28 protein-coding genes are annotated in these 26,499 nt (G+C 50.5%); 21 read left to right on the forward strand and 7 right to left on the reverse strand.

All coding sequences use genetic code 11. The features are described from left to right. Nucleotides 1-100 precede the first annotated feature (100 nt). The 4 genes from EXY25_RS07030 (at nucleotide 101) to EXY25_RS07045 (ending at nucleotide 2,359) form a co-directional block, all read left to right on the forward strand. The gene (locus EXY25_RS07030; RefSeq protein ID WP_130566233.1) at nucleotides 101-577 is read left to right on the forward strand and encodes an Hsp20/alpha crystallin family protein; all 477 of its coding nucleotides are present in this window, start codon (nucleotides 101-103) and stop codon (nucleotides 575-577) included. Between the two features lie 77 nt (nucleotides 578-654). Next, on the forward strand, nucleotides 655-1,110 hold the full coding sequence (locus EXY25_RS07035; RefSeq protein ID WP_114336923.1) for a hypothetical protein: 456 nt from the start codon (nucleotides 655-657) through the stop codon (nucleotides 1,108-1,110). Between the two features lie 13 nt (nucleotides 1,111-1,123). Beyond that, entirely contained in the window at nucleotides 1,124-1,621 is a 498-nt protein-coding gene (locus EXY25_RS07040; RefSeq protein WP_207232124.1) for a GNAT family N-acetyltransferase, read from the forward strand. Between the two features lie 42 nt (nucleotides 1,622-1,663). Next, complete coding sequence (locus EXY25_RS07045) at nucleotides 1,664-2,359, forward strand: aspartate/glutamate racemase family protein (RefSeq protein WP_130566235.1); 696 nt, start codon at nucleotides 1,664-1,666, stop codon at nucleotides 2,357-2,359. Here the strand turns inward: EXY25_RS07045 and amrS are convergent. After that, the gene (gene amrS / locus EXY25_RS07050) at nucleotides 2,349-3,464 is read right to left on the reverse strand and encodes an AmmeMemoRadiSam system radical SAM enzyme (protein WP_425455749.1); all 1,116 of its coding nucleotides are present in this window, start codon (nucleotides 3,462-3,464) and stop codon (nucleotides 2,349-2,351) included. The two genes, EXY25_RS07045 and amrS, sit on opposite strands and share 11 nt — an antisense overlap. A gap of 26 nt (nucleotides 3,465-3,490) precedes the next feature. Between amrS and amrB the strand changes: the two genes are divergently transcribed. Both amrB and amrA read left to right on the forward strand, forming a co-directional pair. Next, nucleotides 3,491-4,279, forward strand: a complete 789-nt coding sequence (gene amrB / locus EXY25_RS07055; protein WP_130566237.1) for an AmmeMemoRadiSam system protein B — start codon at nucleotides 3,491-3,493, stop codon at nucleotides 4,277-4,279. Then, nucleotides 4,251-4,871, forward strand: a complete 621-nt coding sequence (gene amrA / locus EXY25_RS07060; protein ID WP_130566238.1) for an AmmeMemoRadiSam system protein A — start codon at nucleotides 4,251-4,253, stop codon at nucleotides 4,869-4,871. The genes amrB and amrA overlap by 29 nt, the downstream gene beginning before the upstream one ends. Here amrA and ppgK read toward each other — a convergent pair. Next, the gene (ppgK, locus tag EXY25_RS07065; protein WP_130566239.1) at nucleotides 4,868-5,638 is read right to left on the reverse strand and encodes a polyphosphate--glucose phosphotransferase; all 771 of its coding nucleotides are present in this window, start codon (nucleotides 5,636-5,638) and stop codon (nucleotides 4,868-4,870) included. The two genes, amrA and ppgK, sit on opposite strands and share 4 nt — an antisense overlap. 113 nt (nucleotides 5,639-5,751) lie before the next feature. Here ppgK and EXY25_RS07070 point away from each other — a divergent pair, with 113 nt between their 5' ends. Next, the gene (locus tag EXY25_RS07070; protein WP_130566240.1) at nucleotides 5,752-6,900 is read left to right on the forward strand and encodes an HIT family protein; all 1,149 of its coding nucleotides are present in this window, start codon (nucleotides 5,752-5,754) and stop codon (nucleotides 6,898-6,900) included. Here EXY25_RS07070 and EXY25_RS07075 read toward each other — a convergent pair. From EXY25_RS07075 to queG, 3 genes are all read right to left on the reverse strand, one after another. After that, the gene (locus EXY25_RS07075; RefSeq protein ID WP_114336931.1) at nucleotides 6,889-7,356 is read right to left on the reverse strand and encodes an NfeD family protein; all 468 of its coding nucleotides are present in this window, start codon (nucleotides 7,354-7,356) and stop codon (nucleotides 6,889-6,891) included. The two genes, EXY25_RS07070 and EXY25_RS07075, sit on opposite strands and share 12 nt — an antisense overlap. A gap of 2 nt (nucleotides 7,357-7,358) precedes the next feature. Continuing rightward, a complete protein-coding gene (locus EXY25_RS07080) occupies nucleotides 7,359-8,270 on the reverse strand; it encodes an SPFH domain-containing protein (protein ID WP_130566241.1) in 912 nt (303 codons plus the stop codon). A 120-nt stretch (nucleotides 8,271-8,390) separates the two neighbouring features. After that, nucleotides 8,391-9,539, reverse strand: a complete 1,149-nt coding sequence (gene queG, locus EXY25_RS07085; RefSeq protein ID WP_130566242.1) for a tRNA epoxyqueuosine(34) reductase QueG — start codon at nucleotides 9,537-9,539, stop codon at nucleotides 8,391-8,393. 4 nt (nucleotides 9,540-9,543) lie between these two features. On the opposite strand from queG, the gene EXY25_RS07090 reads away from it, so the two are divergent. From EXY25_RS07090 to EXY25_RS07140, 11 genes are all read left to right on the forward strand, one after another. Continuing rightward, nucleotides 9,544-11,049: an NAD(P)H-hydrate dehydratase gene (locus EXY25_RS07090; RefSeq protein ID WP_165419294.1), complete on the forward strand. Its 1,506-nt coding sequence runs from the start codon at nucleotides 9,544-9,546 to the stop codon at nucleotides 11,047-11,049. Nucleotide 11,050: 1 nt separating this feature from the next. Then, nucleotides 11,051-11,563 (forward strand): tRNA (adenosine(37)-N6)-threonylcarbamoyltransferase complex ATPase subunit type 1 TsaE, encoded by a 513-nt coding sequence (gene tsaE, locus EXY25_RS07095; RefSeq protein ID WP_130566244.1) that lies wholly within the window; start codon nucleotides 11,051-11,053, stop codon nucleotides 11,561-11,563. A 1-nt stretch (nucleotide 11,564) separates the two neighbouring features. Beyond that, nucleotides 11,565-12,893 (forward strand): N-acetylmuramoyl-L-alanine amidase, encoded by a 1,329-nt coding sequence (locus EXY25_RS07100; RefSeq protein ID WP_246019521.1) that lies wholly within the window; start codon nucleotides 11,565-11,567, stop codon nucleotides 12,891-12,893. Between the two features lie 4 nt (nucleotides 12,894-12,897). Then, nucleotides 12,898-14,772 carry a DNA mismatch repair endonuclease MutL gene (mutL, locus tag EXY25_RS07105; RefSeq protein WP_130566245.1) on the forward strand — a complete coding sequence of 625 codons (1,875 nt, stop codon included), beginning with the start codon at nucleotides 12,898-12,900 and terminating at the stop codon, nucleotides 14,770-14,772. After that, entirely contained in the window at nucleotides 14,762-15,700 is a 939-nt protein-coding gene (gene miaA, locus EXY25_RS07110; RefSeq protein WP_130566246.1) for a tRNA (adenosine(37)-N6)-dimethylallyltransferase MiaA, read from the forward strand. The genes mutL and miaA overlap by 11 nt, the downstream gene beginning before the upstream one ends. A gap of 88 nt (nucleotides 15,701-15,788) precedes the next feature. Next, nucleotides 15,789-16,046 (forward strand): RNA chaperone Hfq, encoded by a 258-nt coding sequence (gene hfq / locus EXY25_RS07115; RefSeq protein WP_114336938.1) that lies wholly within the window; start codon nucleotides 15,789-15,791, stop codon nucleotides 16,044-16,046. A 20-nt stretch (nucleotides 16,047-16,066) separates the two neighbouring features. Beyond that, on the forward strand, nucleotides 16,067-17,353 hold the full coding sequence (gene hflX / locus EXY25_RS07120) for a ribosome rescue GTPase HflX (RefSeq protein WP_130566247.1): 1,287 nt from the start codon (nucleotides 16,067-16,069) through the stop codon (nucleotides 17,351-17,353). Between the two features lie 71 nt (nucleotides 17,354-17,424). Continuing rightward, complete coding sequence (gene hflK, locus EXY25_RS07125) at nucleotides 17,425-18,585, forward strand: FtsH protease activity modulator HflK (protein WP_130566248.1); 1,161 nt, start codon at nucleotides 17,425-17,427, stop codon at nucleotides 18,583-18,585. A 2-nt stretch (nucleotides 18,586-18,587) separates the two neighbouring features. Next, on the forward strand, nucleotides 18,588-19,466 hold the full coding sequence (gene hflC / locus EXY25_RS07130) for a protease modulator HflC (protein WP_130566249.1): 879 nt from the start codon (nucleotides 18,588-18,590) through the stop codon (nucleotides 19,464-19,466). Between the two features lie 62 nt (nucleotides 19,467-19,528). Next, entirely contained in the window at nucleotides 19,529-19,729 is a 201-nt protein-coding gene (locus tag EXY25_RS07135) for a DUF2065 domain-containing protein (protein WP_114336941.1), read from the forward strand. Nucleotides 19,730-19,796: 67 nt separating this feature from the next. Further along, nucleotides 19,797-21,095 (forward strand): adenylosuccinate synthase, encoded by a 1,299-nt coding sequence (locus tag EXY25_RS07140; RefSeq protein WP_130566250.1) that lies wholly within the window; start codon nucleotides 19,797-19,799, stop codon nucleotides 21,093-21,095. A 74-nt stretch (nucleotides 21,096-21,169) separates the two neighbouring features. On the opposite strand, the gene EXY25_RS07145 is transcribed toward EXY25_RS07140, so the two are convergent. After that, on the reverse strand, nucleotides 21,170-21,673 hold the full coding sequence (locus EXY25_RS07145; RefSeq protein WP_130566251.1) for a hypothetical protein: 504 nt from the start codon (nucleotides 21,671-21,673) through the stop codon (nucleotides 21,170-21,172). A 226-nt stretch (nucleotides 21,674-21,899) separates the two neighbouring features. Here EXY25_RS07145 and EXY25_RS07150 point away from each other — a divergent pair, with 226 nt between their 5' ends. The 3 genes from EXY25_RS07150 (at nucleotide 21,900) to rlmB (ending at nucleotide 25,960) form a co-directional block, all read left to right on the forward strand. Next, nucleotides 21,900-22,595, forward strand: a complete 696-nt coding sequence (locus EXY25_RS07150; RefSeq protein ID WP_130566252.1) for a tetratricopeptide repeat protein — start codon at nucleotides 21,900-21,902, stop codon at nucleotides 22,593-22,595. Between the two features lie 85 nt (nucleotides 22,596-22,680). After that, entirely contained in the window at nucleotides 22,681-25,188 is a 2,508-nt protein-coding gene (gene rnr, locus EXY25_RS07155) for a ribonuclease R (RefSeq protein WP_130566253.1), read from the forward strand. Between the two features lie 31 nt (nucleotides 25,189-25,219). After that, nucleotides 25,220-25,960, forward strand: coding sequence for a 23S rRNA (guanosine(2251)-2'-O)-methyltransferase RlmB (gene rlmB, locus EXY25_RS07160; RefSeq protein ID WP_114336946.1), 741 nt, complete (start codon nucleotides 25,220-25,222; stop codon nucleotides 25,958-25,960). A gap of 8 nt (nucleotides 25,961-25,968) precedes the next feature. Here the strand turns inward: rlmB and EXY25_RS07165 are convergent, their stop codons facing one another. After that, on the reverse strand, nucleotides 25,969-26,382 hold the full coding sequence (locus tag EXY25_RS07165; protein ID WP_114337371.1) for an HIT domain-containing protein: 414 nt from the start codon (nucleotides 26,380-26,382) through the stop codon (nucleotides 25,969-25,971). Nucleotides 26,383-26,499: the final 117 nt, after the last annotated feature.

Here is a 26,499-nt window from a genome sequence, read left to right on the forward strand (position 1 = left end):
ATCGCGGTGCAGCTGCCGCGCTATATTAAGAGTGAGGCCAAGTAGTCTGTGGCCTCTGATGTGTAGGTGTTTACTCACTGAATGGTGAGGAGGAGGCGTTATGAAACCGCTTTTTCCATCTCTGTTTGGCGACAAGTCGATGCCAGTAGACACATTGCAGCAACGTATAAATAGTCTGTTTGATGAGTTTTCAGGGACAGGCCTGAAATGGGCTCAACATGGAATGGCAGATTGGAACTCTCCTGCCGTCGATGTCGTTGAGAAAGATGACCAGATTGTGGTCACGGCCGAGTTACCTGATATTAAAGAACAGGATATTCAGCTGCAGTTTGATGGTGATCAGCTGATCCTTAAGGGAGAAAAGCAGTTGGCGCGGGATGAAGAAGAGGATCCCCGTGGTTACCATCTACAGGAGCGTTTCTACGGGCATTTTGAACGCCGGATACCGCTTCATGCAGCCATTAACAGAGAAGGGATCTGTGCTGAATATCGTAAAGGGGTGCTAAAAGTAGTGCTCCCCAAAAGTGCGGAAGCCAGAGACCAACATCAGGATATTGGCATTAAGTTTGCCGATTAACCCAGTGAAAGGGCTCGCGATGCGGGCCCTTTTTGTACCTGCCTCAGGCATTAACAGGGCAGGGCTGAGGAGGCTATATGCGTTTTAAGCAAGCTCGAGAACTGTTGGCGTTTGTCGCTGAAGCACGCTTGGCATTGGCGAACAGATATCAATCCTGGCTGCCTGACTTAAAGAACCCCCGCAGCCAGCTGTTATTGCAGTTTCTTGCCAGTAAAGAGCGTGAGCAGCAGCAAGCACTGGTTGAATATATGGAGTTAGCGCCTGCGGCGGCTTTGGATACTTGGTTCGAAAACACCGGGGAAACCGATTTATTGGAGCGGCTACAGGCCTATCAACTGGCAGAAGATATCGATGAGCATCAGTTACTGAAGCTGGTGCTTAAATTCGACAACGAGCTGATGGCATTGTTATCACAGCAGGTGCCAAACGCTGTGTCTACAGAGACTGAGGAGCTACTGCTCAACTTGATCGGCCATGAGCAGGAGCGTCAACGACGTATGGTGCATGGCGTCGCAAGAATGGATGATATGTAGTGATGGCTAGATTGTGATTATTCGTGAGATTGAAGCTAGGGATAATGTTGCCTTAGCAGCCGTTATTCGTCGTGTATTAACTGAATTTGGTGCCAATCAGCCGGGCTTTGCATGGCAAGATCCGTCACTGGATCAGATGTATCAGACTTATCAAGATGAAAAATGTCACTACCTGGTGATTGAGCATGATGGTGTGCTGCTTGGCGGCGGAGGCATCGGCCCGCTGGCAGGGAACGATGATGGCGTTTGTGAGCTGCAAAAAATGTATTTAGCTGCTGCAGGCCGAGGATTCGGCTGGGGGCGGCAATTGTTAGTGCGTTTAGAGGAGTGGGCTGCGCAACATTACTGCTATTGTTATTTGGAGACTTTGGCCAGTATGGCGGCGGCAAATGCGTTGTATTTGCGCCAAGGTTATCGTCGTTTGCAACAACCTAAGGGGTGCACTGGCCACGGTGGCTGTGACACTTGGTATGGAAAATCGCTGGCAGCTATTCCGGTTGATCGGGTTTAACGCTGAGAATAGGACGTCGCTGGACGTAAGGATAGGTTTGAGTTGAAAACTATTGGTTTGGTAGGAGGAATGAGCTGGGAATCGACAGCCATCTACTATAAGTCCTTGAATGAAGAGATCTATGAGCGTTTAGGTGGTCTTAATTCCGCCAGCACTTTGATATACAGCTTCAATTTTCGTGAAATAGCCACGTTGCAAGAGCAAGGAGACTGGACTGCGGTGGGTCAGAAGATCCTGCATGCGTCGCAAAAGTTGGAGCGAGCGGGAGCCGAAGGCTTATTGTTGTGTAGCAATTCGATTCACAAGGTGGCGCCACAGCTGGAAAATCAGTTGTCGATCCCGGTACTAAACATCATTGATATCACTGCCGTTAAAGCCAAGCAGATGGGGATTAAGAAGATTGGTTTGCTGGGCACCCGCTTCACTATGGAAGAACCTTTCTACCGTGAACGCTTGGAGTTGGTACATGGTATCGACGTCATCACGCCAGATCAGCGGACTCAAAGAGTGATCCACGATATTATTTTCAAAGAGCTTTGCCATGGTGAGATCCGCGATGCATCCGAGGCCGAGCTATTGCTGACCATTGATGCATTGGAGCAACAGGGTGCACAGGCGATTCTGTTAGGTTGCACCGAGCTAGCGATGCTAATGCGCGAACAGACTCACCATATCCCATTACTTGACTCTACCCTCCTGCATGTGGAGTACGCTATGCAATGGATGCTTAACCCTTGATGCTGACGGGGATCCGCTTGGCACCAAAACGTTCAGCGTGATGGTGAAAGCGGCCCGCCAGTGGGCTTTGGCATTTGGGGCAGCAGCCATCGGCTGTTAGCTTATATTCACCCAACTGATACCAGTCCCGTTCGATCAGGCGCTCGCCGCAGTTAGCGCAGTAGCTGCTGTCTGAGGGCGAGTGATGAATATTACCCAAGTAGACATGGTGCAGCCCTATCTGTTTGGCGATGTCACGTGCACCAAGCAGTGTCTCTTTCGGTGTGCTTGGGGTGTCGCGCATTTTGAAGTCTGGATGGAAAGCGCTGAAGTGTAGCGGCACGTCTGCGCCTAGATGGGTGATTAGCCACTCACACATCGCAGTGATTTCCGCTGCAGAATCATTTTCTCCGGGGATGATTAGGTTTGTTATCTCCAGCCACACATGAGTTTCATGCTTGAGATACAGCAGCGTGTCGAGCACTGGCGCCAAGTGGCCAGCGCATAGCTTGCGATAAAAGCGCTCAGTAAAGGCTTTGAGGTCGATATTCACCGCGCTCATAGCTTGGTAGAAATCCGCACGGGGTAGGGGGTTGATATAGCCTGCGGAGACGGCCACAGCCTCAATTTGTTGTTCGCGACAAGCTTGCGCGACATCGGTGGCGTACTCAAGAAAAATCACCGGGTCGTTATAGGTGAAAGCCACACTTCGGCACTGGTAACGCGTCGCTGCTGCAACAATCTGTTGTGGATTGGCTGTTGCGGCGAGCGTATCCATCTCTCTGGATTTGCTGATATCCCAGTTCTGACAAAACTTACAGCCTAAATTGCAGCCAGCGGTACCGAATGAAAGCACTGAGCTGCCAGGGTAGAAATGGTTGAGCGGTTTCTTCTCGATAGGGTCGATGCAGAATCCGCTAGAGCGACCATAGCTGGTGAGCACAATTTTCCCTGCATGTGCCATGCGCACGTAGCAGGCACCGCGCTTGCCCTCGCGTAAAGTGCAGAGCTTGGGGCAAAGAGTACATTGCACCCTTTTGTCTGGCATGAGCTGCCAATATTGGGTCGGATGATAGTCACTTGAGGGGGGCGCCGTCATATTTATCCCAGTAACAGATATACTCATAGAAGAGTTTAGTTGCTGGCGGAGGAATGATGACGGTTCGTGAAGCAGCCCATGCGGGCAGCTTTTACCCGGACGACGGTGATCTCTTGGCTGCAGAGATCGCTTGCTGGTTAATGAATACGCCGCAACTTGAACGTATGCCTAAAGCGCTTATTGTTCCCCATGCCGGCTATCAGTATTCAGGTGAAGTCGCTGCGGCAGGCTACGCACAGTTAAAAGGGCGGGCGCAACAGATCCGTACTGTCCTGTTGTTGGGGCCTAACCACAGGGTGCCGTTGCACGGTTTAGCTTTGCCAACTTGTGAATTGTTTTCGACGCCACTAGGGCAGCTGCTGTTGGACCGTGCCGCATTGGCGTTGCTGGCAACCTCTGAGTGGGCAGAATGGCATGATGAAGCCCACCGTTTGGAACATGGATTAGAGGTTCAGCTGCCGTTTTTACAGCTCAGTTTGCAGAAGTTTGAGATTGTGCCCGTGGTTGTCGGCGAGATCCCCGCTGCGACGCTGGCGGCGTTACTGGAGCCTTTTTGGCATGATCCAAGCTGCTTGATCGTCGTTAGCAGTGATCTCAGCCATTTCGAGAGTTACCCAATCGCGCAGCGGCATGATCAACAAACCGTTGCTCAGATCTTAAGTAAGTCAATGCAGCTGCACGGAGCTGACGCCTGTGGTTGTCGCGCCATCAATGGGCTCATGGCGTTGCTGCAAAACCAGAAAGCAGAGATAAGCCTGTTAGCACAGTGCAATTCAGGCGATAGCACAGGCGATAAAAACAGGGTGGTCGGTTATGCCAGCTTTGCCGTTTACGCTCAGTGAGAATCAGCAATCGCAACTGTTATGGCTGGCCGCAAAAGCGATCGAGTCAGCGGTCGACAGCGCGCAGCGCTGGCGCCCTCTGGAGCTCCCTTCAGCAGCTTGGCTGCAAGAGTATGCTTGCTGTTTTGTCACTTTGCACAAAGCTGAGCAGCTCCGCGGATGTATTGGTGGTTTGTCGGCGATCCAACCGCTTTGGCAAGATCTGATTGAGCATGCATATGATGCGGCTTTTCGTGATCCACGATTTGCCCCGGTTGGGCGTGATGAGTTGTCTGAGTTAACGCTGGAGGTCTCTGTGTTGTCGCCCTTAGTGGCCTGTTTGGCGGAGGATTATCAGGCGTTATGCCATCAACTAAGACCCAACATTGATGGTGTGCTGTTACAGCAGGGAGCGCGCAGAGCCGTGTTTTTGCCTCAGGTATGGCATCAGCTACCCTCTGCCGATCAGTTTTTGCGGGCGTTATTGCAAAAAGGTGGTTGGCCAGCTGATGGCTGGCCAGAACAGATCAAAGTGAGCACCTTTGAAGTTGCTAGCTGTCAATCTGCATTGATGCAGGCTCTCACCGTTAGCGATATTGATTTGTCCGACTAGGCAGGCAGTTGTGTCAGATCTGCGCCGGTGTGCTGTTCAGCAGCATACAGTGCGGCACCGATGATCCCAGCCTGATTCAGTGATGCTGCCGGTGTCACCAAGGCATCGACCTCAATTTTATCGCTAAATTTCTCAAATTTCTTACTGGCTCCGCCACCGAGAAGAATAATATCGGGCCAAAACAGAGCTTCCATTTGTTGCAGGTAAGTATTAAAACGCTTACCCCACTTGCCCCAGCCTAACTCTTCGCGTTCGCGCACCGCCGATGATGCATACTGCTCACCTTCAAGGCCATTTTCCAGCAGGATGTGCCCTAGTTCAGTGTTGGGTAATAGTTTACCGTCGCTGAACAGTGCTGTGCCTAATCCGGTGCCTATGGTGACCATCAGTACAACACCTTTGATCCCTCGGCCGGCACCAAAGTGCATCTCGGTCACGCCGGCGGCATCGGCATCGTTGAGTACGTAGCAGGGGCATTTTGTTATGTTACTGAACAGCTTGGCAACATCGGTGCCGATAAAGCTTTTGTCGATATTTGCTGCGGTACGCGCAATACCGTGCTGGATCGCGGCGGGAAAACCACAACCGACGGGGCCTTTCCAGGCGAAGTGCTCAACCAGCTCAGCCACTGTGTTGGCTACTTGTTCTGGCGTGGCAGGTTGCGGAGTGGGGATCCGGTGGCGTTCGGTGACCAGCTCTCCTGTGGTCAAGTCGACTACCGCGCCTTTAATGCCTGAACCACCGATATCTATGCCTAAAACCTGCATCCCAGCCCTCTCCAGATTAAGTTTGGCTTGTTTATTATTTAAAATAAGCCCCTATTTCTGCAAAGTGTACTAAAAATTTAAGGAGTTGAATTGTAATTAAGTCCCAAAAACATATGCCTAAACAGTTGGATTTCGAGACGATCAGTCATTTATTGCCGCCAAAGCCGTTAGCGGAAGCGGATACCGAGTTATTACGCAGTTGGTTGGCTGATGATCCAAAAATAGAAGGGCATGTGCCGCAGCAGCTATGTCAGCTGGATCCACGCGACGGCAATATGGTGATTTATAATGCCTCACGAGCATTGCGTCATCATGATTTGGAAGAGGTCGCGCTGACGGAGCACGATGAGCATGAAGGTTGTCCCATCTGCGAGGGTATTGAAACTCGCTTTGTCGACTACACGCCGCTATCACAAGGCTTCACTTTTATTTCGCAAAACCTATATCCGATCCTGTTTCCCTGCGAACGGATGAACGAATCGTTATTAGATAAACCCCTTTATCCAGATCCAGAGCGGAATGGGCGGGCAACTTACGGCATGCATCTGCTGCAATGGACCAGCTCTATTCATGAACTGGATTGGCATAATATGCCGCTGGCGGATCTGGAGATTACCGTGCAACGGCTCGCTGAACTAGAGCAGCGCTTGTTGACGACATCTGAAGGCTATATGCCGCCGAGTGATGCCTTGGCTGATAAGTTTGGTCATCTGTCGGTCATCAAAAATTTTGGCGCTCCCGCAGGGGCTTCACTAAGCCATGGTCATCAGCAGATAAGTTTTTGCAATATCATGCCGCAGCGCAGCTTTCATGATTGGAGTTTTCAACGTCGCCATCAGCGCAGCTTTAGCAACTTTTTGTTGTCAGAAAATCCGGCTAATTTAACTATTGCCGATCTCGGTGAAGCGGTGCTGTTAATCCCCTATTTTATGCGCCGCCCGCTGCATATGATGTTGCACTTAAAAACGACCGGCACAGGCTATTTGCATGAGTTAAGTGCTGCTCAGCTCAGCGCGATGACCAGAGGTGTACAGCTTGGGGTCAAGCTATTGCGTGCAGCGATGCCTGCCCTGAACTGTGAGCCCGCGTTTAACTATGCTTGGCATATTGGCCCGGGGAATGATCTTTATGTCGAATTTTTTCCTATCACCCAAGCGATGGGAGGGTTTGAGCGGATGGGGATGTGGATTTGTCAGCAGCACCCCGAAGATTCGGCGCAACTGCTGACGAAGGTGATGCAGCGGGAAGGGCTAGGGCTCTAACTCTTTCACTTTCAATACGGTGTCACGTTGAGCAACCACCTGTACTGGTGTGCCTGCGGTAAGATTTTTCTCCCCCTCAATTTCTGCTAACCAAAGAGAATCACCGATCTTGACGCGACCACGACCATTGTTGCTATCTTCTGCCAGCGTATAGATGTGACCAATGTAGCGACTACTGACAATATTCAGTTCAGGCTGATCGCTAATAATATGCTGCGGATTGTAAAATCGTCGCCCTACTAAGGTGATGACAACTGACAATACGGCAAACACGATGAATTGGTCTTGCCAAGCAAGTGGGTACAACAACATGCCGACTGACACCGTTAGTGCAGATAAACCGGGCCAAAGCAGAAAGCTGCTGGGCGCGAACACCTCAATAATAATTAAAGTGATGCCAAGAATTGCCCATGCTTCCGGTCCCATGGTTTGCATAAATTCCATTATGGGCATCATCCTTAGCCTCCTTTGGTACTGCCGAGTAGCTCTTTTATGCCATCCAGTGCGCCAAGCATTCCGGTGGTTTCGGTCGGCAGTATCAGCACTTTCTGGTTGTCTGCGGACGCGAGTTTTTCGATCGCACCGACATAACTTTGTGCGACAAAGTAATTAAGAGCGTTGTTATCACCTGCTGCGATCGCCTCTGACACATCTTTGGTGGCTTTTGCTTCGGCCTGGGCTTCACGTTCCCGCGCTTCCGCATCACGGAATGCCGCTTCACGGCGACCTTCAGCTTCTAAGATTTGTGACTGTTTTTCACCTTCAGCTTTCAAAATAGCAGCTTGGCGAAAGCCTTCTGCTTCCAAGATGTTGGCACGCTTTTCACGCTCGGCCTTCATCTGATTCGCCATCGCTTCCACCAGATCCTGTGGCGGATTGATATCTTTAATTTCGATACGGTTTACTTTGAGTCCCCATGGCGCGGCAGCTGCATCGACCACGCTTAATAGGCGAGAGTTGATTTCGTCCCGTTCTGACAGCATGCGATCCAGTTCCATGGAGCCAAGCACGGTACGAATGTTGGTCATGGTGAGCTGACGCAGTGCATGTTCCAGATCATTCACTTCATAACTGGCTTTGGCGGCATTCACAGGCATGAAAAAGCACAGTGCATCGATACGTACCATGGCGTTATCAGCACTGATCACTTCTTGGCTAGGAATATCCAGCACTTGTTCCATCATATTGATGCGCTTACCTATCTTGTCGATAAACGGAATGACGAAGTGAAAGCCCGGCGCTAAGGTTCGTGTATATTTACCAAAGCGCTCGATGGTGTAGTTGAAGCCCTGTCTGACGGTGACTACGCCGGAGTAAACCACCACGCCAGCCAAGGCGACGATGATATAGGGTAAAAGATTTGCATCCATAACTGACTGATTCCTTTTCTATTTAACCCAAAGTTCAGGCGTTAGTATATCTATGCTTTGGTGACATTAGGTTGAACCAAAGCAGAGTTTTGGTTAGCAATTGTTAATTGGGTGTCGCCATTACGCATCTCTGGGTAGCGCGCGTTCGACACTGTTGATTAGACGCTGGGTTTGCCGTCTAAGTTCATAATCAGCGGACTTACTTCTCTGTTGTTGAATCGCCCACCCAACATGTTCACCAACCATCTCCGATGGCTCAGCTTGTATTACGTTAGTTAACGCAGTAACGATCGCCTCGTTATACGGCGCATTGCCCAAGGCGATGGCGATGTTACGTAGCCAGCGTTGATGGCCGATCCGCCGGATCGGGCTGCCTTCGGTATTTTTCAAAAAGGTGGCTTCATCCCAAGCAAACAGATCTAATAGTTTTTGTGGATGCAGTTGTTGTCGTGGTGAAAAGTCCCCCTCCTGAGTCAGTTGCGCGTAGCGATTCCATGGGCAGATTAGCTGGCAGTCATCGCAGCCATAAATGCGATTTCCCATGAGTGGGCGTAGCGCTTCATCAATGATCCCTGGGTGTTCAATGGTCAGGTAGCTGATACAGCGGCGGGCATCAACAACATAGGGTTCAACAATGGCCTGCGTCGGACAGATGGTGATGCAAGCTTTGCAGTTGCCACAACCGGGGGCAGTGTCACTCGCCGTATCGACCGGTAGCGGTAGATTGATGAGTAACTCACCTAGGAAAAACCAGCTTCCAGCCTGCTCGTCTAATAACAGGCTGTGTTTTCCGATCCACCCCAGCCCCGCTTTCGCAGCCAATGGTCGCTCCAATATGGGTGCTGAATCGACAAAGGGGCGGGCATTCACACCATCGATCTGTTCGGCAATGCGTTGGGCTAATTTCTTTAGCCGATTCCGGATCAATTTGTGATAATCGCGCCCTAAGGCATAGCGACTGATGTAGGCCTGATTGGGATCGCTTAAGTTGGCAGCAAACTGGGCGTCTTCTGGTAGGTAGTCCATACGCACAGTGATCGCTCTTAGTGCGCCAGGATGCAACTGCTCTGGGTGATAGCGCATATCCCCATGGGCCGTCATGTACTGCATCTCACCGTGATAGCCATTGGCTAACCACAGCTCCATCCCCTGTTTTTGATCGCGCAGATCAAGATCGCTGATACCAACTTGCTGAAAGCCTAGCTCTTGGCCCCAGCGCTTGATATCTTCAGTTAACTGAATTAAATCCGGTGAAGTTTTAATCGACATGAATATGGATCGTTCGACTCTTAAGGGCTCCAGTCTAACATACCCACTCTATTCCGCGTCTGAAGTGCAAAAGCATGAAGGCGAAGCTGCTATCTCGGTCGGCTTGTCACTATGGGATTTGATGCAACGGGCGGGCAATGCCGCTTACCTTGCGCTTCGGAGCCGCTGGCCGTTAGCCACCAATATCTTGGTATTATGCGGACGGGGAAATAATGGTGGTGACGGCTTTGTCTTAGGCCGTTTGGCGCTTTCGGAAGAGTTGCAGGTCACTCTGTGTCAAGTGGGACATTCGGAACAATCCGCTGGTGATGCTGCCAAGGCAAAAGCGGCATTTATGGCCGCAGGGGGTGAGGTTACCGGTTGGCAGCCGGAGCTATTAGCCAAAGCGGATGTGATTGTCGACGCCATGTTAGGTACTGGGGCAAAAGGTCCACTGCGATCGCCCTTTGATGAGGTGATAGCCTGCATCAATAATGCCGGTGTACCTGTGCTTGCTATTGATATTCCGTCGGGGATGAATGCCGATACGGGGTGGGTTGAATCCTACGCAGTACACGCGACGGCAACCATCTGTTTTGTTGGTCGTAAGTTGGGGCTATTTACCGGTAGCGCCGCAGATCATGTGGGTGAGCTGCAGTTTAATGATTTAGGTATCGGCGCGGCATTTGATGGACTCGTTGAATCTTGTGTTGGTTTAGTTCGGCGTCAGACCTTTAATCCGTTAATCGCGCCCCGTTCAAAGGTTTCCCACAAAGGAGATTATGGCCGAGTCAGTTTGGTTGGTGGAGACCAGAGTTATGCTGGCGCATTAGTATTGGCGGCGCGAGCTGCGTTAAGGGCTGGGGCGGGTTTGATTGCCACTATCACGCATCCTGGTCATCAGGCGGTGATGTTGGCACAGCAGCCTGAGTTGATGTGCCTTGAGTCCGCCGAGAGTGATGAGCTGGTTGAAAACCGACTTAATTGGGCTGATGTGGTGGTCGTCGGTCCTGGTCTGGGGCGGCGCTCTTGGGGGTTACAACATCTCCAGGCCACCTTGCAACAACCTCAGCCGTTGGTCGTTGATGCCGATGCCTTGAATCTGCTGGCCGCGATGCCGGATATTCCATATCGCAGTAATTGGGTATTAACTCCTCATCCTGGCGAAGCGGCGCGTCTGCTTGGCTGTGATATTGAAGAGGTCGAGCAAGATCGGTATGCGGCCGTGCGGGCATTGCAGAAAAAACTAGGTGGGGTCGTGGTTCTGAAAGGCCCCGGCACACTCATTTATGACGGCCAACAGCTCGCTGTCGCGACGGTGGGAAATCCCGGTATGGCCAGTGGCGGGATGGGAGACATACTTTGCGGTATAATCGCCGCATTGATTGCCCAAGGTTTGACGATCAGTGATGCCGCCGCGTTGGCTGTCTGCATTCATGGAGATGCTGCAGAGATGGCAACCATCATGGGTGAGCGTGGTACCTGTGCCACTGATTTATTGCCACATATTCGAACGTTAGTGAATCCGTAAGATGACAGAAACAGAAGACACCAAACAGTTGAACTTCCTACTGCCTGACAGTGATGCCACTGTCGCCTTTGGCAAACGCTTGGCGCCGGCGCTGAAGCAGGGAGCAGTGATCTACCTGTATGGTGATTTAGGTGCAGGCAAAACCACCTTTAGTCGCGGTGTAGTGCAAGGATTAGGGCATAATGGCAATGTGAAAAGTCCGACCTACACCTTGGTGGAGAGTTACCAGTTTAGTGAGCAAAGTGTGTTCCACTTCGACCTTTATCGCCTTGCAGACCCCGAGGAACTTGAATTTATGGGGGTTCGTGATTACTTTGCAGACAATAACGTTTCTCTAATAGAATGGCCGCAACGTGGGGAGGGGTTTCTTCCCGAGGCGGATCTCACTGTCTCCTTGGCTTATGAGGGCGAGGCGAGGCAGCTGACAATGACAGCAAAAAATGTGCGCGGTATTGCTATCTTGGCAGCATTAAAGAGCGGTACTGCGTTTAGCAGCGTAACAGAAAATGAGTGACATGAGTGGTATGAAGATGTTGGGTAAACTGATCCGAATAGGCGCAACCGTCTGGGTAGCGATGGCGGTCAGTCTGAGTGCCATGGCTGCTGAGTTGCATGGCGTGAGGGTGTGGCCATCACCGGACAATACCCGTGTGGTGTTTGATCTGTCAGCACCGGCAGAGTACAGCTATTTTGCGTTGAAAAATCCTGATCGTCTGGTATTTGACTTTAAATCTTCAAATACATCATTAGATTTGCGAAATGTTGCTAAAGGCAGCGATCTGGTTAAAAAGGTACGTACCAGCAAACCACCTAAGAAAGGCACCCTGCGCGTGGTGTTAGATCTGAAACAGGCATTGAAGCCAAAGGTGTTTGCCTTGAAGCCTACCGAGCCGTATGGCGATCGGGTGGTTATCGATCTGTTTGATGAAAAGAAAAAAAAGGCGGTGATCACCAATAACCGTAGTGAGCAAAAACGTGAGATTGTGATCGCCATTGATGCTGGTCATGGTGGCGAAGATCCTGGCTCTATCGGTGGCCGTGGTATCTACGAGAAAAAAGTGACGTTAGAAATTGCCCGCCGTTTGGGTAAGCTTATTGACGCGGAAAAGGGCATGAAGGCGGTGCTGTTGCGCACCGGTGATTATTATGTCGGCCTCAACCGTCGCTCTGAACTGGCCCGTCAACACGGTGCTGATCTGTTACTATCGATCCATGCTGATGCCTTTACTTCGCCACAGCCGCGGGGGGCCTCGGTGTGGTATTTGTCGAACCGTCGAGCCAAAACAGAGATCGGCCGTTGGTTGGAGAAGACTGAGAAACATTCAGAATTGCTCGGTGGCGCTGGCGAGGTGTTGTCTGATGCTCAGAGTGAAAAATACTTAACGCAAACCTTGCTTGATATGTCGATGGATAACAGCCGAGCGACAGGCTATGAGGCGAGTAAAGACATTCTTTACTACATGGGTAAAGTGACCAAGTTACATAAAAAAGATCCGGTATCAGCCAGTTTAGCCGTGCTGAAATCACCAGATATCCCTTCTATATTGATTGAAACTGGCTTTATCTCTAATCCGGAAGAAGAGAAGCTACTTAATAGCAAATCCCATCAAGTAGGATTGGCGAAAGCGATCTTTAAGGGCGTTAGTCGGTATTTTCGCAGAGCGCCACCTGAAGGTAGCCTTTACGCCAGCTTACATCCGCGCACGCATACGGTTCGAAGCGGTGAATCTTTATCTGTGCTAGCTCAGCGCTACAATACGTCGGTCACGCAACTGAAGAAGACCAATCAGTTAAAAAGCGATATGCTCAGAATAGGTCAAGTGCTGACAATACCGAGTTCCTGAGTCGATGCCCATTCAAATCCTACCCCCGCGTTTGGCTAATCAGATCGCGGCGGGTGAAGTTGTCGAACGCCCCGCATCTGTGGTTAAAGAGTTGTTGGAGAACAGCTTGGACGCAGGGGCAACGCGGATCCAGATCGATATCCTTCGCGGCGGTCATCAACTTATCCGCATTCGTGATAATGGCTGTGGTGTTGAAAAGGAGCAACTGACACTGGCACTGAGCCGCCACGCGACATCTAAGGTCAGCACGTTGGATGATCTCGAAGCGATCACTAGCATGGGGTTTCGTGGCGAAGCACTCGCCAGTATCAGTTCCGTGTCCCGCCTTATTTTTACCTCCCGCAGTGCCGAACAGAGCGAAGCATGGGCGGCAAAAGCGGAGGGGCGTGACATGACGGTTGAATTACTCCCTGCCAGCCACCCTCAAGGCACTACCGTAGAGGTGGCCGATCTATTTTTCAATACGCCAGCCCGTCGCCGTTTTTTGCGTACCGAAAAAACCGAATTCAATCACATTGATGAAGTGGTTAAGCGGATTGGATTAGCGCGACAAGATGTGTCCATTACCCTGACCCACAACGGCAAACCGGTGCGCCAGTTTCGTAGTGGTGATTCTGATGTTGCCTTAGGCAAACGTCTGCAGGTGGTATTTGGGCAAAAATTTCTGGCGCAAGCTATCCAAGTCAAAGCACAACACCACGATATGCAGATACGGGGTTGGTTGGCGCATCCGCAAGCCTGCAAACCGAGCCATGATTATCAGTACTGTTACGTCAACGGCCGTGTGATGCGCGATAAACTGATTAATCATGCGGTACGTCAGGCCTATGATGAGCTGCTGCCAGCTGATCTGCAGCCGGTATTTCTGCTCTATTTTGACATCGACCCACGGCAGGTGGATGTGAATGTTCATCCCGCCAAACATGAGGTGCGTTTTCATCAGTCCCGATTGGTGCATGACTATATCTATCAGGTTTTGCATCAGGCATTGAATGAAGGCCTTAATTGGGGAGAAATTGCCGCACCGGAAACTCTGCCGGAGAGCGTTGTTGCAGACAGCTCAGGGAGTTCGCCGAGCTTTGCTGCTGAGGCGAAAACTGAGACCAGCAACGATGCGGGCTACCAGCCACCGGCATTAAGGATTGCTGAACCACAATCGGCCGGCTATGACGGTCGCGCTCGCCATGCGCCATCGACTTATCGCGGTCAGGGTGCTGTTGAGCCAGCCGCCGCGGCAGCCTATAGCCAGTTGATGACGGTGCCGGCCGATGACTCAGCCGCTACACCTGTGTTATCAGGTGACCAAAGCACGGATCTTCAATGGTTGGCCATTCATCAACAGCATTACCTGCTGTTTCGTGATGATGGACAGTTGTATTTAGCGGCATTAATTCCGGCTTATCAACAGCGAATTCAATGTGCTCTGATAGCGGATGTCGCTGATGGTATCGTCGCGCAACCTCTGTTACTGCCGGTGAGCTTCTCTTTATCTGACGAACTTGTTCATGCCGCGCAACATCATGAGGCGTTGCTTACGCAGCTAGGACTGCAGATGGCGCAACCGAAGAGGGGCAAGCTAATTCTGAAAACGATCCCGGCAAGATTGCGGCAAGTAAGCTGGTCGACAATCATACCGCCGTTGTTAGAGTTCTTATCGCAAAATGCCGAAGTGACACTATCACAGCTAGTGAAGTGGTTGGCTATGCCGCTAGCGACAGCTCAGCAGACGCAATCGCTTGCCCAGTTGCAACATTGGTTGCAAGAGGTGTTGCCGTCCAATGAGATAGATTCTCTACTAAGAAATAACAGTATTGAGATCGGCTTAAACAGTGCAATGGCCGAACTTAGCAATCGTTATCCGGAGCACCATGAACACTGATGCTAACGTAAGCAAACCTAAAGCGATATTTCTGATGGGGCCTACCGCTTCTGGTAAAACGGATCTGGCGATGGCGTTGAATGAGGCGTATCCCTGTGAGGTGATCAGTGTCGACTCTGCACTGGTTTATCGAGGGATGGATATTGGTACGGCGAAACCCTCTTCAGCAGAGCTGGCGCAATGTCCGCATCAGCTCATTGATGTGATTGATCCGGCGGAGGCCTATTCTGCAGCACGATTTCGCCAAGACGCTTTGCAACTTATGCACAATGCCGTGGCCGCGGGTAAATTACCTGTGCTGGTTGGTGGCACTATGCTGTATTTTAAGACCTTGCTGGAAGGGCTATCTGAGCTGCCGGAGGCTGATCCCGAGCTGCGCAAACAGATTGAACTGGAAGCTGACAGCAAAGGCTGGCAAGCTTTGCATGACGAACTCGCCTCGTTCGATCCAGACTCAGCTGCCCGTATCCATCCCAATGATCCGCAACGGCTGTCCCGCGCGATAGAGGTTTATCGGCGTAGTGGTAAAAGCTTATCAGAATGGATCGCGCAACAATCTGCGGAGCCTTTGCCTTTTGATGTCGTGCAATTTGCGATTGCGCCGAATGACCGTCAGGTACTTCATCAGCGCATCGAATTGCGTTTTAAACAGATGGTCGAGCAGGGCTTGGTGGAAGAGGTGAGGCGCTTGTATGAGCGTGGCGATCTACACATAGATCTGCCGTCAATTCGCTGTGTTGGCTACCGCCAGGTTTGGGAATATCTCGAAGGCCGTTATGATGAAAAAGAGATGATCTTTCGAGGTGTTGTGGCGACAAGACAATTGGCCAAAAGGCAATTAACCTGGTTACGAAATTGGCCAAATGTTACCTGGTTGCAAAGTGATGATAAAAATAACCTGAAAATCTTGCTTGCAGCCATTCGCTAGACAGGTCTGTGTTGTTTATACTACTGTCTTGTTTAGGGAAATATCTTCACATAATAATTAGCAATAATAAAATAATAAGGATAAGGCGATGTCTAAGGGGCAATCTTTGCAGGATCCATTTTTAAACGCTTTGCGTAAGGAACGTGTGCCAGTTTCTATTTATCTGGTAAACGGGATTAAATTACAGGGACAGGTAGAGTCATTTGACCAGTTTGTGATCCTTTTGAAAAACACTGTGAGCCAGATGGTTTACAAGCATGCTATTTCAACCGTGGTTCCAGCACGTCCCATCTCACATGCAAGTCATACCGCAGGTAAGCCTGAAAATGGCGATCAAAGTGGTTAATGGACCGGAGGCGATAACGCTTGTTTGACCGTTATGACGTTGGTGAACAGGCGATCCTGATTCATGTTGATTTCACAGACGAGGGTGAACGGGAAGATTTAACAGAGTTAAAGATGCTTGTTCATTCGGCGGGAGTTGATGCTGTTGATGTGGTCACTACCCGCCGTCCTTCTCCTAGTGCAAAATATTTTATTGGCGCAGGTAAGGCTGATGAAGTGGCTGCCTTGGTTCAGGCAACCTCGGCAGACCTTATTATCTTTAATCATGCGCTATCTCCCTCCCAAGAGCGCAATCTGGAACAGATATGTAAGTGTCGAGTGATCGACCGTACCGGCCTGATCCTGGATATCTTTGCGCAGCGGGCGCGTACTCACGAAGGTAAGCTGCAGGTTGAACTTGCCCAATTGCGCCATCTTTCTACGCGCTTGATCCGTGGCTGGACCCACTTGGAGCGGCAAAAAGGTGGTATTGGCTTGCGGGGACCGGGTGAAACCCAGCTGGAAACTGATCGTCGATTGTTGCGCGGGCGTATCAACCACATTCTCAAGCGATTGGCTAAGGTCTCAAAGCAGCGAGAGCAGGGCCGCCGAGCCAGGCGCCGGGTGGAAATTCCAACGGTGTCATTAGTGGGTTATACCAACGCAGGTAAGTCGACGCTGTTTAACCGTATTACTGATGCTGGGGTGTATGCCGCAGATCAGCTATTTGCGACCCTAGATCCAACATTGAGAAAATTGGATATAGATGATGTTGGACCGACTATTTTAGCGGATACGGTTGGTTTTATTCGTCATCTCCCCCATGATCTGGTGGCGGCATTCAAAGCGACCCTGCAGGAAACGCAGGAAGCGCAATTGCTGTTGCATGTGGTTGATGTTGCAGACGAACGTCTGCAAGACAATACCTATCAGGTCAATTTGGTGCTGGATGAGATCGATGCGGGTGAAGTGCCCGTGCTCATGGTGTATAACAAGATTGATTTGGTCGAGGATATGTTGCCCCGTATTGAACGGGATGATGATGGCTTACCGGTCAGTGTCTGGTTGTCGGCGCAGCAGGATCTCGGTATTGAGTTGCTGTTTGAAGCGTTAAGTGAGCGTTTATCTGGCACGGTGGTTGAGCACTGTTTAAACCTTCCCCCGCAACTTGGTAGGGTGCGAGGGGTGCTGTATGGCTTGAATTGTGTGCAGCAAGATGAGTATACGGAACAAGGTGGCTGGTTAATGACGGTACGCATGCCAAGTGCTGATTGGCAGAGATTAATTAAGCATTCACCGGAACCAATTGAGTCATATATTTGTCATTAATTGGATGGCAGAAGAATAGATTAACGTAATTCTTTGATTAATAGAGCATCCATAAAACTGGAGTAGCATCGATGGCGTGGAATGAGCCGGGGAAAGGGGGTCAAGATAAAGACCCTTGGGGAAATAAAGGTGGCCGCGATCAGGGACCACCTGATTTAGATGAAGCGATTCGAAATGTTTCACGCCGTTTAGGCGGGATCTTTGGTGGCAGCGGGGGTTCGGGTGCGAGCAGCGGCGGTTTTTCTGCCGGCATTATCGGCTTGGTACTGGTGGTTGCCGTCATTGTTTGGGCATTAAGTGGTTTTTATACCATTCGGGAAGCTGAGCGCGGTGTGGTTTTGCGTTTTGGTGCTTATCACGAAGAGGTACAGCCTGGTCTTCATTGGCGTCCAGTGTTTATTGACGATTATATCGCTGTCGATGTCAGCACCACGCAATCTATGCCGTCCCGTGGCAACATGTTAACCCGTGATGAAAATGTGGTGCGCGTGGAGATGGAAGTACAGTTCCGCGTCGTTGACCCGCGTGCCTTCCTATTTAGCGTTCCGGATCCTTATGACACCCTGAAGCAGGCAACGGATAGCGCATTGCGTTATGTCGTCGGTCATGCCCGCATGGATGACGTGCTTAGTGAAGGCCGAGAGCAGGTGCGTCAAGATACGTGGAAAGAGTTAGAAAAGATTATCGAGAACTACGGCATCGGTATCACCATTCGTGATGTTAACTTTCAGAATGCGCGTCCGCCTCAGCAAGTACGTGATGCATTTGATGATGCGGTTGCGGCACGAGAAGATGAAGAGCGGATCATCAACAAGGCACGCGCTTACGCTCGCGAGAAAGAGCCTCAGGCTCGAGGTCATGTAGAGCGTATGTTGGAAGAGGCTGAAGGTTATAAGCAGAAGGTAACGTTGGAAGCACAGGGTGAAGTGGCCCAGTTCGAACAAATGTTGCCTCAATACCAAGCGGCACCTGAAGTGACTCGTAGTCGTCTGTATATCGAAATGATGCAGTCTGTATTGAGCAATACCAGCAAGGTATTGGTTGATGTCGAAGGTGGCAACAACCTGATGTACCTGCCGCTGGAGCAGATGATGAAGCAACGTGACAATGTTCGTAGTCCGAGTTCAGGTACGCCACCTATGGTGATCGATTCATCGGTTAGCGATAAGAGCTATCCAGAGGTTAACGGGCGTACCGTTCGTGACCAAGGTTTCCGTCAGGGGAGAAATTAATCATGCAGCGTATTGGAGTCGTTTTAATTGCCCTGATTGCGGTGCTGTTCTATTCCTCTGTTTTTGTCGTCAAAGAGGGCGAGCGCGGTATTGTTGAGCGGTTTAAAAAGGTCATCCGTGGAGCAGACGGGTTGGCAGTGGTTTATGAGCCAGGTATACAGTTTAAGATCCCTCTGATCGATGGTGTAAAGATTTTGGATGCGCGTCTGCAAACATTGAGCGCTCAGGAAAATCGTTTTATCACCAAAGAGAAGAAAGATTTGCTGGTTGATTCGTACGCTAAATGGCGGATCAAAGATTTTGCTAAGTATTATCTGGCTACCGGTGGTGATCGCTACCGTGCAGAAGGCTTGCTGGAACTGAAAATCACGAACGGTCTGCGTACTGAATTTGGTACCCGTACAATTCAGGAGATCGTTTCTGGTGAACGTGATGACTTGATGGCGGAAGCCTTAAGCGAAGGTGCGGAAAGTGCTAAAGACCTGGGCATCGAAGTGGTCGATGTGCGGGTGAAAACCATCAACCTGCCGGAAGAGATCCGTGATGCGATCTTTAACCGGATGCGTACTGAACGTGAAGTTGTTGCCCGTGAGCACCGTTCGAAAGGGCGAGAGCAAGCGGAGATCATCATGGCGGAAGTGGATCGCCGAGTGACAGTCATGTTGGCGGATGCTGAACGTCAGTCGCGTACGTTACGAGGCGAAGGTGACGCGTCTGCGGCACAAGTCTTTGCTGATGCTTACAACAAAGATCCTGAGTTCTTTGCTTTCTTGCGCTCTTTGCGGGCTTACCGCGAGAGTTTCGCTAACAAGGGGGATATTTTGGTTATCCGTCCTGACAGTGAATTCTTTCAGTACATGAAACAAGCTGAACTAAAATAGACGACAGGGGCCTTTCAGGCCCCTTTTTATTGCGTGTATTCTGAGTAGGGAATTTAGACAGCATGCTAACAACTGGTTTATTGATTGGATTTGCACTACTACTTGTTGTTGAGGGCGTTGGCCCACTCATGTTTCCTAACCGCTGGAGCCGTCTACTTCGGCGCATGTCAGCACAGTCCCCAGAGTTGCTTCGCCAAATTGGATTGGTAATGGTTTCAGCAGGTTTGCTGTTGTTATGGCTGATCCTTAGGCAAAAAGGGTGATCTCTCCACCAGATCTGCTAGAATCCCGCTTTTCCTCGCAACCGTTAGAACAGTGGCGACCTGAGAAATGGGCAAAAACGTTGTAGTGCTAGGCACCCAATGGGGTGACGAAGGTAAAGGCAAGGTCGTAGACCTGCTAACAGATCAAGCCAGCTATGTTGTGCGCTATCAAGGCGGACACAATGCGGGTCACACCTTGGTGATAGACGGTGAAAAAACCGTTCTGCACCTTATCCCATCAGGAATTTTACGTGACAACGTAAAATGCCTTATCGGTAATGGCGTGGTTTTGGCTCCGGATGCTTTGTTTAAAGAGCTTAAGATGCTTGAGGAGCGTGGTGTACCTGCGCGCGAGCGCTTGTTCATTTCAGAAGCATGTCCGCTTATCCTGCCGTATCACGTGGCATTAGATGTTGCCCGTGAAAAAGCGCGCGGTAAGAAAGCTATCGGTACCACCGGTCGTGGTATCGGTCCCGCTTATGAAGATAAGGTATCCCGTCGCGGTTTACGTGTCGGTGACCTGTTCAACGCTGAAGACTTTGCTGTGAAGCTGAAAGAGGTGATGGCATATCACAACTTTATGCTGACCGATTACTACAAAGTTGATGCAGTGGATTACGACACGGTATTGGCCGATTGCCTTGCCATCGCCGATACATTGAAAGCGATGACTGTTGATGTCACGGACGTATTGGATAAGGCTCGTAAGAACGGCGAATCCATTATGTTTGAAGGTGCTCAAGGTACCTTGCTGGATATCGACCACGGTACATACCCTTATGTGACCTCTTCCAATACCACGGTCGGTGGTGTCGCCACAGGTGCTGGTTTTGGTCCTTGTCATCTCGATTATGTGCTGGGTATCGTTAAGGCGTACACCACTCGTGTGGGTGCGGGTCCGTTCCCTACTGAACTTGGTTGTGAAGTGGGTAACCACCTGGGAACCAAAGGCCACGAGTTTGGCGCAACCACTGGTCGTCAGCGTCGTTGTGGCTGGTTTGATGCTGTAGTGATGCGTCGTGCTGTGCAGATCAACTCCATCACAGGTTTATGCCTGACTAAGTTGGATGTACTTGATGGCTTGGACGAACTGAAAATCTGTACGGGCTATAAGCTTAAAGATGGCTCTGTCGTTGAGGTTCCGCCGATGGCTGCTGATGGCTACGAAGAGGTTGAAACCTTGTACGAGTCAATGCCTGGTTGGCAGAGTTCGACTTATGGAGTGACAGAGGTTGAGAAACTCCCAGTCGAAGCTCGTAACTACATCAAGCGCATTGAAGAGTTGTTGGAAGTGCCGGTCGATATTATCTCTACGGGTCCAGACCGAAATGAGACCATGATCCTGCGTCACCCTTTTGCCGAATAGCTTAAGCGTGTTACGGGAGCAAAAAAGCCGCATTGATGCGGCTTTTTTATTGTTTGTCGTTTAGTCACGTTATTTTATCGTTGGTTTTCTTCTGGCTCTTCCTGCACTCTCAACCACTGGCCGTGTAACCATGGCTTGCGATGACCGGCTTCCACTTTTTCGATAACATATTCAAAACTGTTTGGGTTACCAAAGGTCCATGTTTCAACGCTGTCTAGCCATTGCCCTTGTTCACTGAGGGTACGGTTATGAAACACCAGTTTGCCTCCCTCCATTGCGCCTTTTACGTAGAACAAGGAAATTCCCATGTTGATGCCAACGAAGGTGCCACGAACACTGCTGGTGACGGGATCCCAGTGGTATGAGCCTTCAGAGACCCGTTGCCAACCGTCACCTAATGGTATCTCCATATAACCGTGGATAATCCGCTCACCCACACCCCAGTAGAAATGTTGTCTGGCATTGCCCTCTTTAGTTGTCCAATGACCAATAACAGGAGAAAGCACCTTTAGTTGGTTATTGGCATGGGCGGGAAACAGAATAAATAACGAACAACATAACAACATCAGTCTCAACATTTAGGCTCTCCCTGCATAGGCTCTTGTTGATCTATGTTGAGTATAACGACTTCTCAGCCGCTGGTGGCTTCAGTGACACCTCAATGGATCAAGATCATACTGGCGAACATCTATTTGTTCAAAATTTGAGCGCTGCGTAGGCTCAACTAAGATGTAGTGGTTGGGTTACACTAAAGCTTGAGCCATCGATGCCGATAACGGGTTATCGCACCAAAGGTAGTAAAAGATGATTATTCGATTTAGTGCCCTATGCATTTTACTTGGGCTATCTGTCACGACGTTCGCCAACGAACCAGCCCCAGCACCAGGTGCTGACACCGCCCCAGTGTTGGCGGGTGAACCAGAGATAGAAACCGCGCCGCCTTTGCGTGCCATTCAGATCTACTCTCAGGATCTGTTAGGACAGTTGATTGTTGCAAATAAGCATCTGCAGCAGGTAAAGGATGACGATTGTCAGCTGGTCGCTGATATCGAAGCGCGCGCTAAAAAGATGGAAGTTCCCGTTTATCAATTCCTCTATGGCGACATGCTGGCTTGGGGAGTTTGTTATGACCGGGATGCGCCGTTAGGCATTCATTATATCGAGCGTGCCGCGAGTCAAGGCTTACCTGCAGCATTGGAACAACTTGGCCGCTACTATCATCGAGGCATCTTGGTGCAGAAGAATTTCGATAGGGCCATTGTTTACCTGCGGGAAGCGGCTTCATTAGGCAACCTTCGTGCACAACTGGAGCTGGTAGAGATTTTTGCTGCCGGGCAGGGGAGTCCCTATGACTACGCGGATGCTTATCGTTGGCTAAGTGAAGCAGTGATCGCCGACAAGGCAACCCACCAACGTGCTGCCAAATTACTTGCCCAATTGGCCACTCATATGCCACCGGAAGTGGTGGCCGAACTGAAGCAAGCGTCGATAAAGGGTTAATTTATAATACATAGTGGAACTGTGATTCGGCGCTTGTTCACAGATCCGGTATACTGTGGGTAACTCCACACAGTAGGCAGTTTAAGTGAATAAACCGCATCAAGATCCGGAATTGGCCTCGGAACAGGCTAAATACGAAAATCCTATCCCTAGCCGCACCTATCTTCTTTCTCTGTTTGAAGCCAGCTCGGCTCCCCTCTCTTATGATGAAGTGAAGGCACAGTTGGATTTGCAGGGCGAGGATCAGAGTATCGCTTTGAAACGCCGTCTTCGAGCAATGGAACGAGATGGTCAGCTGGTGTTTAATCGCAGTAAAAAATATGCGCTGCCAGAACGACTGAACTTGATTAAAGGTACAGTGATCGCTCACCGCGAGGGGTTTGGTTTTGTCCGGCCAGAAACGGCCAGTGGCAAAGGAGAAGACCTGTTCCTGCATGACCGCCAGATGGCCACAGTGCTGCACGGCGATAAGGTGCTGGTACAAGAGGTAGGCACTGATCGAAAGGGGCGCAAAGAAGCCCGTGTGGTTCGTGTGGTGGAGGAGCGCAATCCGGAGATTGTCGGGCGTTACTTTGTGGAAAATGGCATGGGCTTTGTGGTGGCCGATGATACCCGTATTAATCAAGATATTCTGATCCCACCGGAAGATAAATTAGGCGCTCGGCATGGTCAGATCGTCGTTTGTCAGATCACAACTCGACCGACGCAACGTTTCAATGCCATGGGTAAGGTGATTGAGGTGCTGGGTGAGCATATGGCGCCGGGCATGGAGATCGAGATCGCCCTGCGCAACTATGATATCCCCCATGAGTGGCCGAAAGATGTTAAGCGGCAGATAAAAAAAGTCGGTGAAGATGTACCGGAAGAGGCCAAGGCCGACCGAGTAGATCTGCGTGACTTACCACTTGTCACCATTGATGGTGAAGATGCCCGCGACTTTGATGACGCCGTCTATTGCGAGAAAAAACGCTCCGGCGGTTGGCGCCTGTGGGTAGCTATTGCCGATGTTAGCTATTACGTGCGACCCGATACCGCATTGGATAACGAAGCGCAGAATCGTGGCAACTCAGTCTACTTTCCGAATCAGGTGATCCCCATGTTGCCTGAGAAGCTCTCCAATGGGCTTTGCTCTTTGAATCCGCAAGTCGATCGCCTCTGTATGGTGTGCGAGATGACGGTGAGTGCGAAGGGGCAGCTATCCGGATATAAGTTTTATGAAGCGGTCATGAATAGCCATGCTCGTTTCACCTACAACAAAGTTGCTGCCATTCTTGATGGCGATGACAAACTGAATGAGCAGTACGCGACTCAGGTTCCTCACTTGCAAGAGTTGCATCGTCTGTATTGTGCTTTAAAAGGTGCGCGCCAGCAGCGTGGTGCCATCGAATTTGAAACAGTAGAAAGCCGTTTCATTTTTAATGCGCAGCGTAAAATTGAAGAGATAGTTCCGGTGGAGCGCAATGACGCCCACAAGATGATCGAAGAGTGCATGATCTTGGCAAATGTTGCCTCTGCCCGCTTTGTCGGTAAGCACAAAGAGCCAGCACTGTATCGCGTGCATCAATCTCCAGGGCAAGAACGGCTGCAGAACTTCCGGCGCTTTATTGGTGAGTTAGGTCTTAACTTGAGCGGTGATGATAAGCCTACACCGTCTGATTTTGGTGCCCTGGTCAGTCAGATTGAGGGGCGACCAGATCAGGAGTTGATCCAAACTATGTTGCTGCGCTCGATGCAGCAGGCTATCTATGATGCTGATAATGAAGGTCATTTTGGCCTAGCATTGGCTGCATACAGTCACTTTACCTCGCCGATCCGCCGCTATCCGGATCTTCTACTCCATCGGGCGTTGAAGTATCTGGTGGCGAAAGAAACTCATGGCGATCAAAAACAACGCTGGACACCCACCGGCGGCTATCACTATCAGAGCGAAGAGATGGATCTGTTTGGCCCTCAGTGCTCGATGACCGAGCGCCGTGCCGATGATGCGACCCGTGATGTTGATGCGTTTCTGAAATGTGAGTATATGCAGGATCACGTTGGTGACGAGCTGTTCGGTGTGATCTCGTCAGTGAACAGTTTTGGCTTCTTTGTGCGTTTGAATGATCTGTTGATCGATGGTTTGGTTCATGTCTCTACGTTGAAGAATGACTACTATCAGTTTGATCAGGTGCACCATCAGCTGATTGGTGAAAACAGCCATACACGTTATCGCCTCGGAGATACTGTTTGCGTCAAAGTGGTGGGGGTTAACCTTGAAGATCGTAAGATCGACTTTGAACTGGCGGGTGAAAACGCCACGGCGAATAAAGGACGTAGCGGCAGCGGTCGTAACTCCAGTAGTAAAGGGCGTGGCAAGAGTGGTGGCGCTGGACGGAATAAAGCGGGTGCCTCTCGTGGCAAAAGCGGCGGAAAAGCGGTCAGTGAGCGAGACAAAATGAAAGCCGGTATTGTTGCGCCATCGAAGAAAGGTAAAGCCGGAGGCCGCGGTAAGAAGGGTAAGAACTCTGGTATGTCTGCGGCGCAGCGCTCAGCCGCTGCTGCGCTTGGTGGCGGTAAAGCGAAGAAAAAACCAGCCAAGAAAAAGCGTAAATAGCTAACAACCAAATAATTAGAAGGTAATTTTGGTGAATCAGTCTGATCTTATATTTGGCATTCATGCCGTTGCGGCGGCGTTGAAGAAATCGCCAGAACAGTTTATTGAGCTTTACCTGTTAAAAGGTCGGCTAGATGAAAAACTGACTGAGATAGTTAATCTCGGTCAGCGCAACGGTATCTCGGTGCAACAGATGTCCCGTAAAGCGTTGGATGATAAAACGGCTGGTGCTACTCACCAAGGGGTTGTGGCACGTATTAAGCCCGCGCCTGCGCTCAATGAGCATGATCTGGATAAGATCCTTGAACGCACTGAACAGCCGTTTTTGTTGATCCTGGATGGTGTGACCGATCCGCACAATCTTGGCGCGTGTTTACGATGTGCAGATGCCGCCGGTGTGGATGCCGTGGTGGTGCCTCGGGATAAATCCGCCTCACTTAACGCCACCGTGCGTAAAGTCGCCTGTGGCGCTGCTGAGTCAGTACCGTTGGTGGCTGTCACCAACCTGGCTCGTACCATGCGACATCTGCAAGATGCGGGCGTGTGGATCGTAGGGACCGCTGGAGAAACGGACACCAACCTTTATCAAACCAAGTTGGTTGGGCCAATGGCGATTGCCATGGGCGCAGAAGGCAAAGGCTTGCGCCGTTTGACCAGGGAGCATTGCGATGAGCTGGTTAAGTTGCCGATGGCGGGGACAGTCAGCAGCCTAAATGTATCAGTGGCTGCGGGTATCTGTTTGTATGAGGTGGTGCGTCAGCGTCAATCTTAAGCTGTGCCTTAGGGCGCGGATAAGTTTAATTGATGTAAGAGCGCGGCGATAAACTCGTCGCGCTCTTTTTCGTTCCAGGGCTGTGCTTCGCCAGCGCCCCACACAGGTCCAGGCCAGGCTGCATCGGATTCAAAACGCGCCACCACATGCCAATGCAGTTGGGCCACGACGTTACCTAAACTGGCCACATTTATCTTTTTGCAACCGGTGAGTTTCTTCAGCGCGTTAGAGACCCGACAGCTCTCTTGTATGAGCTGTTGTTGTTGCGCTGCTGACAACTCGGTGACTTCGACCAGGCCTTGTTGACGGGGGATCAGTAGCAGCCAGGGAAAGCGTTGATCATTTTCCATGCGTAGCTGACAAAGCGGCAGGTCGATAATGAAAACAGAATCTTGCTCTAAGCATGGATCTAACTCAAACATGGTGGCTCTCTCATGATCAACTAACGGCACAATTGATTATGGGTCATCGCACCTCCTTGTTACAGCCGCTTTGTCTGAAAGCGCCATTTCATGCTCAAACATACCGTGAACTAACGT

Origin of the sequence: Corallincola spongiicola, assembly GCF_004284785.1 — a bacterium.
GTDB classification, from domain to species: domain Bacteria; phylum Pseudomonadota; class Gammaproteobacteria; order Enterobacterales; family Neiellaceae; genus Corallincola; species Corallincola holothuriorum.